Source organism: Thalassospira alkalitolerans (genome assembly GCF_002115745.1).
Taxonomy (GTDB): Bacteria; Pseudomonadota; Alphaproteobacteria; order Rhodospirillales; family Thalassospiraceae; genus Thalassospira; species Thalassospira alkalitolerans.
Window position 1 is genome coordinate 50,337 of record NZ_JFKB01000012.1, and the last position, 15,697, is coordinate 66,033.

Annotated in this window: 16 protein-coding genes and 1 tRNA gene; 15 read left to right on the plus strand and 2 right to left on the minus strand. The window is 53.0% G+C overall.

Annotation, left to right across the window (positions count from 1 at the left end):
* Positions 1–9 precede the first annotated feature (9 nt).
* Complete coding sequence (gene tyrS / locus TALK_RS16375) at positions 10–1,263, minus strand: tyrosine--tRNA ligase (RefSeq protein WP_085620222.1); 1,254 nt, start codon at positions 1,261–1,263, stop codon at positions 10–12.
* Between the two features lie 197 nt (positions 1,264–1,460).
* Between tyrS and TALK_RS16380 the strand changes: the two genes are divergently transcribed.
* On the plus strand, positions 1,461–2,576 hold the full coding sequence (locus TALK_RS16380; protein WP_085620223.1) for an anhydro-N-acetylmuramic acid kinase: 1,116 nt from the start codon (positions 1,461–1,463) through the stop codon (positions 2,574–2,576).
* Between the two features lie 39 nt (positions 2,577–2,615).
* On the opposite strand, the gene TALK_RS16385 is transcribed toward TALK_RS16380, so the two are convergent.
* On the minus strand, positions 2,616–3,254 hold the full coding sequence (locus TALK_RS16385; RefSeq protein ID WP_085620224.1) for an alpha/beta hydrolase: 639 nt from the start codon (positions 3,252–3,254) through the stop codon (positions 2,616–2,618).
* Between the two features lie 244 nt (positions 3,255–3,498).
* On the opposite strand from TALK_RS16385, the gene cysE reads away from it, so the two are divergent.
* The 14 genes from cysE to TALK_RS16455 all read left to right on the plus strand — a co-directional run bounded on the left by cysE (position 3,499) and on the right by TALK_RS16455 (position 15,697).
* Positions 3,499–4,227, plus strand: a complete 729-nt coding sequence (gene cysE / locus TALK_RS16390) for a serine O-acetyltransferase (protein ID WP_085620225.1) — start codon at positions 3,499–3,501, stop codon at positions 4,225–4,227.
* Between the two features lie 137 nt (positions 4,228–4,364).
* A complete protein-coding gene (locus TALK_RS16395) occupies positions 4,365–4,847 on the plus strand; it encodes an Rrf2 family transcriptional regulator (RefSeq protein WP_085620226.1) in 483 nt (160 codons plus the stop codon).
* Positions 4,848–4,903: 56 nt separating this feature from the next.
* The gene (locus TALK_RS16400; RefSeq protein WP_085620227.1) at positions 4,904–6,034 is read left to right on the plus strand and encodes a cysteine desulfurase family protein; all 1,131 of its coding nucleotides are present in this window, start codon (positions 4,904–4,906) and stop codon (positions 6,032–6,034) included.
* 27 nt (positions 6,035–6,061) lie between these two features.
* Positions 6,062–7,285 (plus strand): IscS subfamily cysteine desulfurase, encoded by a 1,224-nt coding sequence (locus TALK_RS16405; RefSeq protein WP_085620228.1) that lies wholly within the window; start codon positions 6,062–6,064, stop codon positions 7,283–7,285.
* Positions 7,286–7,345: 60 nt separating this feature from the next.
* The gene (gene iscU / locus TALK_RS16410) at positions 7,346–7,750 is read left to right on the plus strand and encodes a Fe-S cluster assembly scaffold IscU (protein WP_085620229.1); all 405 of its coding nucleotides are present in this window, start codon (positions 7,346–7,348) and stop codon (positions 7,748–7,750) included.
* A 44-nt stretch (positions 7,751–7,794) separates the two neighbouring features.
* Positions 7,795–8,136 carry a HesB/IscA family protein gene (locus TALK_RS16415; protein ID WP_085620230.1) on the plus strand — a complete coding sequence of 114 codons (342 nt, stop codon included), beginning with the start codon at positions 7,795–7,797 and terminating at the stop codon, positions 8,134–8,136.
* A gap of 165 nt (positions 8,137–8,301) precedes the next feature.
* Complete coding sequence (gene hscB, locus TALK_RS16420; protein WP_085620231.1) at positions 8,302–8,946, plus strand: Fe-S protein assembly co-chaperone HscB; 645 nt, start codon at positions 8,302–8,304, stop codon at positions 8,944–8,946.
* A 27-nt stretch (positions 8,947–8,973) separates the two neighbouring features.
* A complete protein-coding gene (hscA, locus tag TALK_RS16425) occupies positions 8,974–10,887 on the plus strand; it encodes a Fe-S protein assembly chaperone HscA (protein WP_085620232.1) in 1,914 nt (637 codons plus the stop codon).
* A gap of 144 nt (positions 10,888–11,031) precedes the next feature.
* Positions 11,032–11,367 (plus strand): ferredoxin family 2Fe-2S iron-sulfur cluster binding protein, encoded by a 336-nt coding sequence (locus TALK_RS16430; protein ID WP_085620233.1) that lies wholly within the window; start codon positions 11,032–11,034, stop codon positions 11,365–11,367.
* A gap of 36 nt (positions 11,368–11,403) precedes the next feature.
* The gene (iscX, locus tag TALK_RS16435; RefSeq protein WP_085620234.1) at positions 11,404–11,601 is read left to right on the plus strand and encodes a Fe-S cluster assembly protein IscX; all 198 of its coding nucleotides are present in this window, start codon (positions 11,404–11,406) and stop codon (positions 11,599–11,601) included.
* Between the two features lie 169 nt (positions 11,602–11,770).
* Positions 11,771–12,469, plus strand: coding sequence for a thiaminase II (tenA, locus tag TALK_RS16440; protein ID WP_085620235.1), 699 nt, complete (start codon positions 11,771–11,773; stop codon positions 12,467–12,469).
* 117 nt (positions 12,470–12,586) lie between these two features.
* The gene (mnmA, locus tag TALK_RS16445; protein ID WP_085620236.1) at positions 12,587–13,735 is read left to right on the plus strand and encodes a tRNA 2-thiouridine(34) synthase MnmA; all 1,149 of its coding nucleotides are present in this window, start codon (positions 12,587–12,589) and stop codon (positions 13,733–13,735) included.
* Positions 13,736–13,938: 203 nt separating this feature from the next.
* Positions 13,939–14,015 (plus strand) — tRNA-Met (locus TALK_RS16450).
* 404 nt (positions 14,016–14,419) lie between these two features.
* Positions 14,420–15,697 carry an AAA family ATPase gene (locus tag TALK_RS16455; RefSeq protein WP_139833863.1) on the plus strand — a complete coding sequence of 426 codons (1,278 nt, stop codon included), beginning with the start codon at positions 14,420–14,422 and terminating at the stop codon, positions 15,695–15,697.

A 15,697-nucleotide genomic window follows, 5' to 3' on the forward strand; every position in this document is an offset into this window, starting at 1 on the left:
TGGTTTTGATTAAACCGGCTTGATCAGAACATGGCGTTTTTTGCCCGCTGAAAGCTTGATCACACCATCAGTACCAATCGCATCGCCTGTGATCAGAGCGTTTTCATCATCGACTTTGGCATCGTTGATTTTAGCACCACCACCCTTGATCAGGCGGCGTGCCTCGCCGCCTGATTTGGCAAGTTCAGCCCGGCGGAACAGGTCAAAGGTCGGGATACCGGCATCAAGTTCGGATTGCGCAACTTCAATGGTTGGCAGGCTATCGGCCAGAACGCCTTCTTCAAAGGTCTTGCGCGCTGTTTCTGCTGCTCTGTGGGCGGCTTCTTCGCCGCGGCACAGTTTGACGGCTTCGAAGGCCAGAATTTTCTTGGCTTCGTTGATGTCAGACCCTTCAAGCTTGGCGTATTCGGCAATCTGTTCAAGGCTGAGTTCGGTGAACAAACGCATGAATTTGATCACATCGGCGTCTTCGGTATTGCGCCAGAACTGATAGTAATCATAGGCCGACAGGCGGGCTTCATTCAGCCATACCGCACCCGATGCAGTTTTACCCATCTTGGCACCTGATGCCGTGGTCATCAGCGGCGTGGTCAGGCCGAAAAGCGGTGTGTCGTCAACCCGACGGCCCAGTTCAACACCATTGATGATATTGCCCCACTGATCCGATCCGCCCATCTGAAGCACACAGCTATATTTGCGCGCCAGTTCGACAAAGTCATAAGCTTGCAGGATCATATAGTTGAATTCAAGGAAGCTAAGCGACTGTTCACGTTCCAGACGCAGCTTGACCGATTCAAAGCTCAGCATCCGGTTGACCGAGAAATGCCGCCCGAAATCGCGCAGGAATTCAATATAATTCAACTGGTCAAGCCAATCGGCATTGTTGACCATAACCGCATCGGTCGGACCATCGCCAAAGATTAGGAATTGTTCGAAAATCTTTTTGATACCGGCCATGTTGGCGGCAATGATTTCATCGGTTAGAACCGGGCGGGCATCATCACGCCCGGTTGGGTCGCCAACCCGCGTCGTGCCGCCGCCCATTAGGACGATAGGTTTATGACCGGTTTTCTGCAACCAGCGCAGCATCATGATCGATACAAGTGACCCGACATGAAGACTGTCTGCCGTGCAATCATAACCGACGTAGCACACCACCTTTTTTTCTGACGCATAGGCATCAAGCCCTTCAAGATCAGTACACTGGTGGATGTAACCGCGGTCATTCATGACGCGGAGAAAATCAGACTTCAGTTCAGTCATGGTTTTTGCGCTATGTTGGTTGTGAGAATAAAATACGAGCGCCCGACAGGACGGACGCGATGATCTAGCACAGAAAATATCCTTACGGCAACGGATCGGCGTTCTGTTCTGTTCATGCCGTAACGATTTCGCGATAAATCGGACGTAATCTGCAACTCATCTGCTGTAATGTCGGCAAAAATCGGACGGAGCACAAAATGACACAGGGTTGGATCAAGGCCATCGGCATGATGAGTGGCACATCCCTTGATGGGGTGGATGCCGCATTGATTGAAACTGACGGAATTAACGTCCGACGCAGCGATCATTCGGTTTTCGTGCCCTATACCCCGCAATTGCGCGAACGGATGCGGGCCTGCTTTGGCAATCGCACGGCGACCAACACCGAACATGTTGTTGCCGATGATTTGACGCAGGTGCATGTGGGGGCTGTTAACATGTTGCTTGCCAAGGCACAGGTTGCGGCGTCTGACATCGGCGTGATTGGTTTTCATGGTCAAACGGTTTTTCATGAACCGGGGGCGGGCATCACGCGCCAGATCGGCACGCCCGAAATGCTGGCGGAACAAACGGGCATTCCGGTTGTCGCCGATTTCCGGCTGGCCGATGTCGCCGCTGGCGGTGAAGGTGCGCCTTTGGTGCCGGTTTATCATGCGGCCCTGATGAAAAGTACCGGGATTGATATCCCGGTTGCGGTTCTGAATATCGGCGGGGTGTCAAATGTCACCTGGATTGGCCCCGATGATGAATTGCTGGCCTTTGATTGCGGGCCGGGTAATGCGCGCCTTGATGACTGGATGTTGCGCCACACCGGCAATCCGGTTGATTTAAACGGTGCAACCGCATCGTCCGGGCACCCCGATCCGATGGTCGAGGTAAAGTTTCTTGAAGATCCGTATTTTGATCGCGTGCCGCCGAAATCACTGGATCGCGATGACATGGCCGCACGTATTGACGGGCTGGTTGTCGAGGCCGCACTTGATGTTGCCGATGGTGCGGCGACATTGGCGCAATGCACGGTCGCGGCCATTGTGGCCGGGGTTAATCATTTGCCCGCCGCCCCCCTGCAATGGTTTGTTTGCGGTGGCGGGCGCCATAATCAATATTTGATGGAACACTTGAACAGACGTCTTGGTGTGCCTGTGCGGTCCGTTGATGATCTGGATTGGGATGGTGATGCGGTCGAGGCAGAATGCTTTGGCTATCTGGCGGTGCGCCATCTTCGCAATCTGCCACTTAGTTTCCCGGGGACGACCGGGGTGCCGCACCCCTGTCCGGGCGGTCGATTATATCATACGAAAAAGGCCGCCTGATCAGGCGGCCTTTGGTCGTTTTATCTGCTTGGGCGATGCTTACGCGCCGCGTTTGTCCAGATAGTTTGCGGTGTGTTTGATCACATCATCAAGCTGTTTGGCAAAATAGTGATCGGCACCTTCGATGGTGCACATATCAACTTCGATGCCTTTCTGGGAATTCAGCTTGTCGGCAAGCTTGTTGACCGATGCCAGCGGGATCGTGGTGTCGTGCGACCCATGGATGATGATGCCCGATGACGGGCAGGGGGCCAGGAAGGTGAAGTCGTATTCACTGGCCGGCGGTGCCACCGAAATAAACCCATCGATTTCCGGGCGGCGCATCAAAAGTTGCATGCCGATCCAGGAACCAAACGAATAACCCGCAACCCAAGTCGCGCGCGCATTGGCATTATAGGTTTGCATCCAGTCTAGTGCGGATGCCGCATCCGACAATTCGCCGATCCCCTGGTCGTGAACGCCCTGCGAGCGTCCGACGCCGCGGAAATTGAACCGCATGACCGAATAACCGCGACTTTTGAACATGTTGAACATGTTAAAGCACAGCTTGTTATTCATCGTGCCGCCCTGTTCGGGGTTCGGATGAAGAATAAGCGCGAGGGGCGAATCGTCCGCACTATTATGGTGATAGCGACCTTCAAGGCGACCTTCGGGGCCGTTAAAAATGACCTCAGGCATGGATCAGACTGCTCCTGTCCACGAATGGAATGATGTGAGTGAAGGATATATCCGAGTATTTTTGTCGGTCTTTTTATCTTTGTTCATAAATTGCTTAGGGCAAATACTTGACTAAGTTACTCGGTTATCCTATATTCCGGCTAACTCGAATGCACCATTGCTGTCCGTTTTGCGCGTATCGCGCCGCGGGTAACAGTGTCGGCTGCCGGGAATCGAAGCTACTAATTACACAGTGGACCCCCCGATGTTCAAGATAATTCGTCAGGAAATAGACGCGATGATCGCCCGCGATCCTGCGGCACGCTCCCGCTGGGAGATTGTGCTCTGTTATCCGGCGTTCCATGCGATCATGGGATATCGGGCGACAAACTGGCTGTGGAAGCGCGGTTTCCGTATCACCGCACGCTTTGCATCGCAGATTATGCGCTGGTTGTCGGGGATCGAAATTCATCCCGGTGCGACCATCGGGAAACGGTTCTTTATTGACCATGGTATGGGGGTCGTAATTGGCGAAACCGCCGAGATCGGTGATGACGTCACCCTGTATCAGGGCGTAACCCTTGGCGGAACATCGCCCAGTGTTAACAGCGAAGGCCAGCGTGGTTTGAAACGTCACCCGACGCTTGAAGACGGTGTGATCGTTGGATCGGGTGCGCAAATCCTCGGTCCGTTTATCGTGCGCAAGAACGCCCGTGTTGGCGGCAATGCGGTTGTGCTTTCCGAAGTTCCCGAAGGGGCGACCGTGGTTGGCATTCCGGCACGGATTGTTCGGCGCGAAAAAGACGACCGGTTCTGTGCCTATGGTACGCCGCTTGGCGATCTTCCCGATCCGGTTGCCCGTGCATTGGAAGACCTTGGTCGCGAAGTAAAAACGTTGCGCGAACATGTTGCCGCCCTCGAAGCCGATAAGGCCGGGACGGGAGCGGATGCAGGCGCACCGGCAAAGCCGCGCATCGTCGCGGCATCCGAATGATTTTACGCCCCGCAAGATTGGTTGCTGGGCGGCCCGGGCATTAACCGTAAGACGTTGATCGCCTACAAGAACAATACAGAGCTTGCAGTCATGATTTCGAATTTCGAAATTGTGACCGGCAGGTAGGAGGACGAACCGTGAAGCTGAGTACAAAAGGCCGCTATGCTGTGATGGCGATGGTCGATCTCGCTGACAGCAGCAAGGACCGACCGGTCGCGCTTGCCGATATTGCGGACCGTCAGGAAATATCCCTGTCCTATCTGGAACAGCTTTTTGGCAAATTGCGTAAAGGTGGTCTGGTCCGCTCAGTCCGTGGTCCCGGTGGCGGTTATCTTTTGGCCCGCACCGCCGAGGAAACCCGGATTGCCGATGTGATCCTGGCCGTTGATGAACCGATCCGCGCAACACGTTGCAAATCAGGCTCGCCCAAGGGCTGTAAATCCAATCAGGGTCGATGTTTGACCCATGAACTTTGGGAAGAATTGGGCAACCAGATTTACCTTTATCTGGCATCGGTCAGTCTATCGGACGTTGTTGATCGTCGTGTTTCCGGTTCGAACCGGATGTTCGAACCCAGAACCACGAAAATCAAAGAGCCCAGCCAGGTTGCGGCCCAGTAATTTGTCCTCTATATCGAGGATAGGCAATAAATGCGAATAAGGATGATTCTAAACAGATGACCAATCCGGTTTACCTTGATTTTAACGCCAGCGCGCCCCTGTGTAGTGATGCACAGCAAGCGATGTGCGCTGCGATGGAAGTCACGGGAAACCCGTCATCGGTTCATGCATCGGGTCGTGCGGCGCGTAAAGTTGTGGATCATGCCCGGCGCAAGATTGCCGATTTGATTGGTGGCGATGCAGAGCGTGTGATTTTCACAAGCGGCGGCACCGAGGCCAATAATCTGGCCCTGAACGGATTGGAAAACGTCACCGTTTTTACCTCTGCAACCGAACATCCCTCGGTGATCGAGGCGCGGTCTGATGCCAAACGTATTCCGGTTGACGCCAATGGCGTAATCGATATGGCAGCTCTTGAAGCCATGTTGAAAACCGCCAGCGATGCGGGGCAAAAGGTTCTGGTGTCGGTGATGTTGGCCAATAATGAAACCGGCGTTATTCAGCCGGTGGCAAAAGTTGCCCTTCTGGCCCGCGAATATGGCGCGAAAACCCATTGTGACGCCGTTCAGGCGCTGGGGCGTTTGCCGGTCGATATGGGCCAGCTTTTGGTCGATATGATATCGATTTCGGCCCATAAGATCGGTGGCCCAAAAGGAATTGGCGCGCTTGTGATTGCGCCCGGTGTGATGCTGGTGCCGCAAATTCGAGGTGGCGGACAGGAAAAATACCGCCGTGGCGGCACGGAAAATGTGATCGGAATTGCGGGCTTTGGTGCCGCGATTGATCGCGCCGCAGCCAACGGTGACAAAATGGACGAGGTCCGCGCCATGCGCGACCGTCTGGAAACGGTTTTGGCAGCAGAAGCCCCCGAACTTCTGATTGCTGGAAAAGGAACGGATCGACTGGTCAATACCAGCTGTTTGATCTTGCCGGGCATGCCGGGGGAAACCCAGGTCATGACGATGGATCTTGCCGGGGTTGCGATCAGTTCGGGATCAGCCTGTTCGTCGGGCAAAGTACGTGAAAGCCACGTGCTTAGGGAAATGGGCATATCTGATGCCGGATCGGCCATACGGGTCAGTCTGGGATTGGAAACCACCGACGAAGATATTGATACATTTATCCGAGTTTGGAGCCGGATGCGGGGCAATGTGGTGCGTAAGAAAAACGCACGTCACGCGGCCTGACAAAGAGTGAGTGAGGAAGCCTTTACTATGAACGAGCTTAAAGCAAAGCCGATCTATCTGGATTATCAGGCAACGACGCCAACCGATCCGCGCGTGGTGGATGCCATGCTGCCGTACTTCACCGAGAAGTTCGGTAACCCGCATTCCCGTAACCATTCTTATGGTTGGGAAGCAGAAGACGCGGTTGAAGTTGCACGTGATCAGGTTGCCAAAATCATTGGCGCTTCGTCCAAAGAGATCATTTTTACCTCGGGTGCGACTGAGTCGAACAACCTTGCGCTTAAAGGCGTGATGAAGTTCTACGGCAAGAAAAAGCCGCATCTGATTACGGTCGTGACCGAACATAAATGCGTGCTCGACAGTGCCCGTCACCTTGAACAGGAAGGTTACAAAGTGACCTATCTTGGCGTCAAGGAAAACGGCCTGATCGATCTTGACCAGCTTAAAGCTGCGATTACCGATGAAACCGCGATTGTGTCGGTTATGGGCGTGAATAACGAAATCGGTGTCATTCAGCCGATCAAGGCAATCGGCGAAATCTGTCGCGAACGTGGTGTGTTCTTCCATACCGATTGTGCGCAGGCCGTTGGCAAAATTCCGCTTGATGTTGATGACATGAAAATCGACCTGATGTCGATTTCGGCGCATAAACTTTACGGACCCAAAGGCGTTGGTGCGCTTTATGTTCGCCGTCGTCCGCGCGTTCGCGTGATTGCCCAGATCACCGGTGGTGGTCAGGAACGCGGCATGCGTTCGGGCACTTTGCCGACCCCGTTGCTTGTCGGTTTTGGCAAAGCATGCGAAATTGCGCAAAATGAGATGGCCGAAGAAAACGCACGCCTGACCGAATTGCGCGATTACACGCTGAAACGTTTCCGGGACCGTCTTGATGACGTCTTCCTGAACGGTGACGAAGAACAGCGTGTGTCTGGCAATCTCAATATTTCCTTTGCCTATGTCGAAGGTGAAAGCCTTCAGATGGGCATTAAGAATATTGCAGTATCGTCTGGTTCTGCCTGCACGTCGGCGTCGCTTGAGCCGTCCTATGTGCTGCGCGCGCTTGGCGTTGACGAAGAACTTGCCCATACCTCGCTTCGTATTGGTATTGGCCGCTTTACGACCAAGGAAGAACTCGACGAGGCGATTGATGCCATCAGCACCGAAGTCGAACGTCTGCGTGAAATGAGCCCGCTTTGGGAAATGGCCCAGGAAGGCATCGATATCAAGTCGATCGAGTGGGCTGAGCACTAAGCACAAAAGACGACTTTATTCTCGTGAGAGAGACACAGGACTTTTTGGAGGGTTAAAACCATGGCTTACAGTGAAAAGCTGATCGATCATTACGAAAATCCGCGCAATGTCGGGTCGATGGACAAAAACGAAACGTCCGTTGGCACTGGCTTGGTCGGCGCACCGGCTTGTGGTGACGTGATGAAATTGCAGATCAAAGTGACCCCGGAAGGGATCATTGAAGATGCAAAGTTCAAGACCTTTGGGTGTGGCTCGGCCATTGCGTCAAGCTCGTTGATCACCGAATGGGTCAAGGGCAAGTCGCTTGACGAAGCCGGTTCGATCAAAAACTCGCAGATTGCTGCAGAATTGGCATTGCCGCCGGTCAAGATCCATTGCTCGATCCTGGCCGAAGATGCCATCAAAGCCGCGATCAGTGACTACAAGACCAAAAACGGTCAGGGTGAAGTCGAAGCTGCTGAATAAGCAGCCTCGATCCCCGTTCGTTTTCGGGAATTCAGGAGAAGACTATGGCATTACCGTCCCCGATCAGTGTCACCCCTGATGCGCTTGTCCATATCAAGGCGTTGCTTGATAGCCGCGGCAAACCGTCCGAAGGCATCCGCCTTGGCGTGCGCAGCAAAGGGTGTTCGGGTCTGTCCTACACGCTTGAATATGCTGATGAGGCATCCGGCTTTGAAGAAGTCGTCGAGCTTGAGGACGGCGTGAAGCTTTTGATTGATCCCAAAGCCATGATGTTCGTGCTTGGCACCGAGATGGATTACGAGGTCACCAATATGGAAGAAGGTTTCATCTTCCGTAACCCTAATGAAAAAGGGCGTTGCGGTTGTGGGGAATCCTTCCACGTATAACGGTCTGCCGGGTTTTCCCTGCTTTTCGATAGGTCATGGCCCCGGTGATATCAACTTATATCGCCGGGGCCATCGACTGACAGAAGGGTGGTCGTCGAAACGTGCCGAAATTTTAATACCGTCCTGATTTGTTTTGTAATTTTTTAAATCTCGAAAGTGCATAGCGTGAGCAATACCGGTATCTCAGAAACACGCACCGCAGAACATCCGCAGCATGCTGTCTGCTGGTCCTGTAAGGGGCCGGTTGCGGCAAGTGCCCTGTTTTGTGATACCTGCCACGCTATTCAGCCCCCCGGGCAGCTTGATCATTTTACCCGATTTGGTTTGAACCGGGATTTCATCATTGATCTTGATGCCATCGAGGCGACCTATCTTAAACAGCAGCAATTGCTGCATCCTGATCGCTTTGCGTCAAAATCACCGCGTGAACAGGCCCTGTCATCGCAACAGGCGGCAACGCTTAACGGGGCATTTGAAACCCTGAAAAACCCGGTGGCCCGCGCAGAATATCTGTTGCGTCTGGCAGGGGAAGAGCCCGAAGGCGGCGAGGGGCATACGGTGAATGATCCAGCCCTTCTGATGGAAGCGATGGAAATGCGCGAAGCCCTTCATGATGCGGTGGATCGGGCAACGATTGATACGATGATCAAGGATACCCGCAAGCAAGCACGCGCCTGCGAACAAGATGTTGCTGACGCGCTGGCACAAAATGCGTATGACCGGGCCAAGAAATTGACGACCCGGCTTAGATACCTGATGAAAATGACCGAGGAAGCGCGTGCGAAGAAATCGCGCCTTGCCGCTGCCTGATCATTTGATAAAGAACGGATAGAATTGATGGCTTTGCTAAAGATCCACGAACCGGGCCAGACGCCGCTGCCCCACGAAGATGAACGTCAGCTTGCCGTTGGCATTGATCTGGGCACGACGAATTCCGTCGTTGCGATCTCGAACGATGAAAAGCCCGAAGTCCTGCGTGATAAATCCGGCGGCACTGCCATTGTGCCATCGGTTGTTTATTACGGCGAAGGGGCTGATCCGGTGGTTGGCGAAGCCGCCCGTGAACAGATTAATAGCCATGCGGATCGGGTTGTATCCTCGGTCAAGCGCCTGATGGGCCGTGGTCTTGCCGATGTTAAATCCATCGCCGGTACGCTGCCCTATCACGTTGAAGTCCCATCCGAAGAAGCCACCCAATCGGGCGAGCCGATGATGGTGCGCTTAAACGTTGGCGACCGCGTTTTGACCCCGGTCGAAGTATCGGCCGATATCCTGCGTGCCCTGCGTGCGCGTGCTGAAGAAAGCCTTGAAAAGCCGGTCGAAAAGGCCGTTATCACCGTTCCGGCCTATTTCGATGATGGGGCGCGCACCGCGACCAAGGATGCTGCCAAACTGGCCGGGATCGAAGTCCTGCGTCTGGTCAATGAGCCAACGGCTGCGGCCTTGGCCTATGGCCTTGATAACGGGGCAGAGGGGCTTTATGCGGTTTACGATCTGGGCGGCGGCACATTTGATATTTCATTGCTGAAAATGCAAAAAGGCGTTTTTCAGGTTAAGGCAACTGGTGGCGATACCGCCCTTGGTGGTGATGATTTCGATCACGCCATTGCCGAACATCTTTTGGCCGAACGCAAAGACAGCGGCACCGTCGATAGCCTTGACGCATCGGACGCCAAGCGCCTGCTGCAAACCGCGCGCAAGGTCAAAGAATCCCTGACCGGGGCTGATAGCACCGACATCACCGTGTCACTGGGCGGGGCGGATAGCACCCATACCATGACCCGTGCAACGTTCGAAGCGATGATTGCCAAGCTGATCTTGCGCACCATCACGATTACCGAACAGGTCCTTGATGACGCCGATATTCTGGCCGATGACGTCAAGGGTGTGGTGCTGGTTGGCGGATCAACCCGCGTGCCCGCCGTGCGCAAGGCGGTGGCCGAATTGTTCGAGCAAGAACCGCTTTCCAATATCGATCCTGACGAAGTTGTGGCTCTTGGCGCGGCCTTGCAGGCCGAAGCCCTGACCGGTGGGTCGGATAACCTTTTGCTGGACGTCACGCCGCTGTCGCTGGGGCTTGAAACCATGGGCGGGATTGTTGAAAAGGTCATTGATCGCAACACCCCGATACCGGTCGCCAAGGCACAGGAATTCACCACCTATCAGGATGGTCAATCGGCCATGATGATCCATGTGGTACAGGGCGAACGCGAAATGGTCGATCAATGCCGATCACTGGCGCGTTTTGCCCTGACCGGTATTCCGTCGATGGCCGCCGGGGCGGCACGCATCAAGGTGACGTTTAATGTTGATGCCGATGGCCTTTTGACGGTTTCCGCCCGCGAAGAAACCACCGGCACCGAACAGGAAGTTGCCGTCAAGCCGACCTATGGCATCAATGAAATTGATATGGCCAATATGCTGCGCGAAAGCATGATGCATGCCCGCGAAGATATGGAAATGCGCCTTTTGACCGAGGCAAGGGTCGAGGCACGGCGCAACATTCTGGCGGTTCAGGCGGCGATTAATGTTGATCGCCCGCTTTTGGAACGTCAGGACGAAGACAACATCATGGCCGCGATTGCCAAGCTTGAAGCCGCCATGTCGGGCGAAGATCGCGACCTTATCAACCAACAGGCCGAAGCCCTTGAAGATGCTTCGCGTCCCTTTGCCGAGGCCCGTATGGATAGCCGTATCCGCCAAGCTCTTGCCGGTCGCAATGTTGATCAGGTGAATGAGTTTGGATCCTAGGACTGTACATAATTGACAAACCGGCCAACTGCGGCGATTGTCCCGTTCAATCGCCAAGGTCAAGGTCGGACATCGCATAATGTCACTGACATGATGCGTTACAGAGATCGAACGAAAAAAGTATTACCGAGGAGAAAGGCACAAATGCCTAAGATCGTTTTTGTTGAACCCGATGGCACCGAAAAAGAATTTAACGTTGCCGACGGTCTGTCCGTTCTGGAAGCTGCCCATAAGAATGGCATCGACCTTGAAGGTGCCTGCGAAGGCTCGTTGGCGTGCTCGACCTGCCATGTTGTTGTTGACGACAACTGGTTTGACAAGCTTGAAGAGCCAAGCGAAGACGAGGAAGACATGCTTGACCTCGCATTCGGTCTGACCGAAACCTCGCGCCTTGGCTGCCAGATCATCATGAGTGACGAGCTTGACGGCCTGCGTGTGATGTTGCCGTCGGCGACGCGCAACATGATGGTCGATAAGTAAGACCGAAATTTCCGCCCAAGCTACAAGGGGACACCCATGCGCTGGACAGATATTCAGGATATCGCGATCGAGCTTGAAGAAGCTCATCCCGATAAGGATAACGTCAATCTGCGGTACACCGATTTGCATAAGTGGATCTGTGCGCTGGATGGATTTGATGACAATCCCGAAAAATCGAACGAGAAGATCCTTGAAGCCATCCAGATGGCCTGGATCGATGAACGCGACGATTGATGCGGGAATGACGTGATTTAACTGCCGTCACCCCCGCAAAGGCGGGGGGCAAACCCCGGCAGAAATCACGCCAATTCGACATCCATAAAGGCCAGCCCGGAAACTTCCGCAGGCTGGCCTTGTCATATCCGCATTGGCTAAACATGACGCGCAGGGGATCAGACCAAGCATGACCAAAACCTTCACCGATATCATCCCGGCTCAAAGCCTGTTTGGCCGTTTGCGTGCTAATGCCCCCGATGCCTGGCAAAGCTATGTCTGCCATGATTTCATCAAACAGCTTGGCGATGGGTCCTTGCCCGAGGCCGCGTTTAAACATTACCTGATCCAGGATTACTTGTTTCTGATCCAGTTTGCGCGTGCCTATGCGCTGGCGACCTATAAGGCCGAAGACCTGCGTGCTATGCGCCAGTTTTCCGGCACCGTGCATGCGATCCTTGATATGGAAATGTCGCTTCATCTTGAATTCTGCAAAGGTTGGGGCCTGTCCGAGGCCGATATCATCGCCCAGCCCGAGGCACGCGCCTGTGTTACCTATACCCGCTATGTGCTGGATCGCGGTATGCAGGGCGATGTGGTTGATCTTCAGGTTGCCCTGATGCCCTGTATGGTTGGCTATGCTGAAATCGCAAACCGCCTGATGGCAAGTTCTGATACAAGGCTTGCGGGCAATCCCTATCGTGCGTGGATCGAGATGTATGCCTCGACCGAATTTCAGGACGTGGCAAAGGCCGAAATTGATTTGCTGGAACACACCGCAAAAAACCGCGGTGGGGATGCACGGATCAAAAGCCTGACCGAAACATTCGCCACGGCATCGCGTCTTGAAGCCGATTTCTGGCAGATGGGGCTTGATCTGGCAAAATAGGACCGGATGGCTTATATGTGCCCCAACGTGAATTCACGGGTGGTTTGAACACCACCTGCTGCTATTTTATATTAACCTCTTGTCGCTGCGGCCTTGACCCGCAGATGGGTGAGAAAAATGAACTCTCTTGGCTTTGATAAAGCCCCGAAAGATACCCGTGTGGTTGTTGCCATGTCGGGCGGGGTCGATAGTTCCGCCGTTGCCGCCCTTCTGAAATCAGAAGGCTATGACGTTGTCGGTATCACGCTTCAGCTTTACGATATGGGCGCCAATGCCCCATCGCGGGCGAAATCCTGTTGTGCCGGACGCGATATTTATGATGCGCGCAAGGTGGCCGAGGATATCGACATTCCCTATTACGTGCTTGATTACGAATCACGCTTCCGCGAAGAAGTGATCGATGATTTCGCCGATAGCTATATGCGCGGCGAAACCCCGATCCCCTGTGTGAAATGCAATCAGACCGTCAAATTCCGCGATTTGCTTGATACCGCCCATGATTTGGGGGCCGATTGTATGGCAACCGGCCATTACGTGCAGCGCAAACTGAGCGCGACCGGGCAGGGCGAATTGCACCGGGCCGCCGATCCCAATCGCGATCAAAGCTATTTTCTGTTTACCACCACACAGGAACAGCTTGATTTCCTGCGCTTTCCGCTCGGCCATCTGATGAGCAAGGCCGAAACCCGCGCCTTGGCCACCAAATTCGGCCTTGAAGTTGCCGATAAGCCCGATAGTCAGGACATCTGCTTTGTCCCGGATGGCAAATATGCCCGTCTGGTCGAAAAGCTCCGCCCCGAAGCTGGTGAACCCGGCCAGATCGTTGATCTTGATGGCAATGTGCTGGGCGATCATCGTGGCCTGATCCATTACACCATCGGCCAGCGGCGCGGTCTTAACATCGGTGGCACCGCAGAACCGCTTTATGTGGTAAAACTCCTGCCCGAATCCCGGCAGGTTGTGGTGGGGCCGAAATCCGCCTTGGCGGTCCAGATGGTCTATGTCAAAGACCTTAATTGGCTGGATGGGGCGGCGATTGATCCCAACGGCGTTGCGGTCGAAGTCAAACTGCGCTCGGCCATGGCACCGGCACCGGCAATGATTTACCCCGAAGGTCCGGGTGAAGCCCGCATTGAATTGCACGAACCGCAATTTGGCATCGCACCGGGGCAGGCGGGCGTGTTTTATGCCGGTGACCGAGTGATGGGCGGCGGCTGGATCACCCGTCAGGAACTTCTGGCCGCATCCGCACCGACAGCGGCCTGATCGTGCGATCTGCAATGAACCGTAACGATCCGGATCATCAATAAGGCGGGCAGGCGGGGCATTTCCTCACCTGCCGGTTTTGCAGATGCCTTTTTTCTGTAAAACCTCAAAAAGGCGCTTGACGGGGCCGGTTCCCTGACGTAAAAACCGCCCCGTTCCAACGCTTACGGAACCCGCAGAAAATATACTCTATTATACTCTGTGGCCGAGTAGCTCAGCTGGTTAGAGCAGCGGAATCATAATCCGCGTGTCGGGGGTTCGAGTCCCTCCTCGGCTACCAATTAAAAACCCCCTCATGGCTTCGCCTGAGGGGGTTTTTAATTGGTTTCCTTGGATCGGGCTTGCCCCCCCAAGAAAAACACTGGTTCGCGAGAAAGCGAGGCACGCAGCTTTCGAGAGACGTTGCGCGGAACGCGCAACGGTCCGCTGGGCTTTGCCCAAGGATAAAAAGCAGCCCAAAGGCTGGTTTTTACAATTCCCTCCGACCTTTTGCCTGTGCGGTGATTTGGGTTTCTATCCGTTAAATAAATCTGTCCCCGTTTTCCATTGTTTACATTTATGTTCCCGGTTTCAGAGGGGTTGTTTTTGTATGGCATAAATGTCTCTATCAGCAGTGTGATCCAATTTAAGTTGACATATTGGTAAATTAAATGCAGAAAAAGGCAGTTATTTGGGAGTGGTACTGTGCTTGTAGAGTTTAGCGTTTCGAATTACCTCTCTTTCGCCGAACGGCAAACATTTTCGATGGTTGCTGGGAAGGGGGCTGCGTCTAGAGAAACGCACAGTATGGAAAGCGGAAATAGCTTTGCGCCCCATATCTTGCGTTCAGCAGGGATTTTTGGGCCTAATGGGGCTGGGAAATCCAATTTTGTGTCTGCTCTGGGATTTTTTTCTGACTTTGTGATGAATTCGTCGAAGGATTATACCGAAGGCGATACTATTCCTGTCTCTTCATTCCATTTGGATCCTCGTTTAAAGGACGAGCCTTCTGAGTTCGAAATTCTTTTCGTTTCTGAGAGGGGGTTATATCAGTATGGATTTTCTGCCACCGAAGATCGGGTTTGGGATGAATGGCTGTTTTGTAGGCCTAATGAACGTGGCACAAGAATTAGAAAACTGTTTCAAAGGGCATACGATCCAGATCTTGATGAGTATCGTTGGGATTTGAATGAAGGGCAGTTGAAGGGGCAAAGAGAAGTCTGGCGGGAAGCTACGCGTTACAACGCATTGTTTCTATCAACAGCGGTTCAGTTGAATTCTGAAGTGTTGCTCGAACCTTATGGCTGGATTAGTAAATTTCTCAGGGTTATTTGCTCGCCTAATGAATTGTCTTATCGATTTTCTGCGAAGAAGTGTTTAGATGCAGATTTTAAAGACCTTGTGCTGAAGTTTCTTCAGTCATCTGATGTCCGAATTTCCGATATTCGTGTTGAAGAAAAAGAATTTGAGATCCCTTCAAACATTGAAAACGGGTTTACACCAATCGTTATTGATGAAATTAAGAAGAAAGGAAGAAATAGTAAGTCTTACGAGATTTTTGTTTCCTACAAAGATATAGTAGGGAATGATGTATATATTAATTTTGATATGGAATCAACCGGAACGCAAGCCCTGTTCTCTCTAGCCGGACCTTGGTTAGATGTTCTCGAAAAAGGGTATACATTAATTGTTGATGAATTGAATAGTAGCCTGCATCCTTTGGCGCTTCAGCATTTAATTAAAATGTTTCATGATCCTGACCTGAACAAAAAAGGTGCTCAGGTGATTTTTACTTGTCATGATACAAACACACTTTCTGACTGGATACTGGCAAAGGATCAGATTTGGTTTGTTGAAAAGAGGGATGAGAATTCTTCGCATGTTTTCCCGCTTTCAGATTTTGAGATACGTGATCTAGGAAGCTTCCAAAAAGGTTATTTGAAAGGTAGGTTTGGCGCCGTTCCTAGGATTAAGGAATTCTGA

Bases quoted from the DNA above. Each gene is read 5' to 3' on its own strand.
- TALK_RS16430 (WP_085620233.1), top strand. From the start codon at position 11,032: ATGCCTAAGATCGTTTTTGTTGAACCCGATGGCACCGAAAAAGAATTT.
- tenA (WP_085620235.1), top strand. From the start codon at position 11,771: ATGACCAAAACCTTCACCGATATCATCCCGGCTCAAAGCCTGTTTGGC.
- TALK_RS16405 (WP_085620228.1), top strand. From the start codon at position 6,062: ATGAACGAGCTTAAAGCAAAGCCGATCTATCTGGATTATCAGGCAACG.
- TALK_RS16385 (WP_085620224.1), bottom strand. From the start codon at position 3,254: ATGCCTGAGGTCATTTTTAACGGCCCCGAAGGTCGCCTTGAAGGTCGC.
- TALK_RS16415 (WP_085620230.1), top strand. From the start codon at position 7,795: ATGGCATTACCGTCCCCGATCAGTGTCACCCCTGATGCGCTTGTCCAT.
- cysE (WP_085620225.1), top strand. From the start codon at position 3,499: ATGTTCAAGATAATTCGTCAGGAAATAGACGCGATGATCGCCCGCGAT.
- TALK_RS16380 (WP_085620223.1), top strand. From the start codon at position 1,461: ATGACACAGGGTTGGATCAAGGCCATCGGCATGATGAGTGGCACATCC.
- tyrS (WP_085620222.1), bottom strand. From the start codon at position 1,263: ATGACTGAACTGAAGTCTGATTTTCTCCGCGTCATGAATGACCGCGGT.
- iscX (WP_085620234.1), top strand. From the start codon at position 11,404: ATGCGCTGGACAGATATTCAGGATATCGCGATCGAGCTTGAAGAAGCT.
- mnmA (WP_085620236.1), top strand. From the start codon at position 12,587: ATGAACTCTCTTGGCTTTGATAAAGCCCCGAAAGATACCCGTGTGGTT.
- TALK_RS16400 (WP_085620227.1), top strand. From the start codon at position 4,904: ATGACCAATCCGGTTTACCTTGATTTTAACGCCAGCGCGCCCCTGTGT.
- iscU (WP_085620229.1), top strand. From the start codon at position 7,346: ATGGCTTACAGTGAAAAGCTGATCGATCATTACGAAAATCCGCGCAAT.
- hscA (WP_085620232.1), top strand. From the start codon at position 8,974: ATGGCTTTGCTAAAGATCCACGAACCGGGCCAGACGCCGCTGCCCCAC.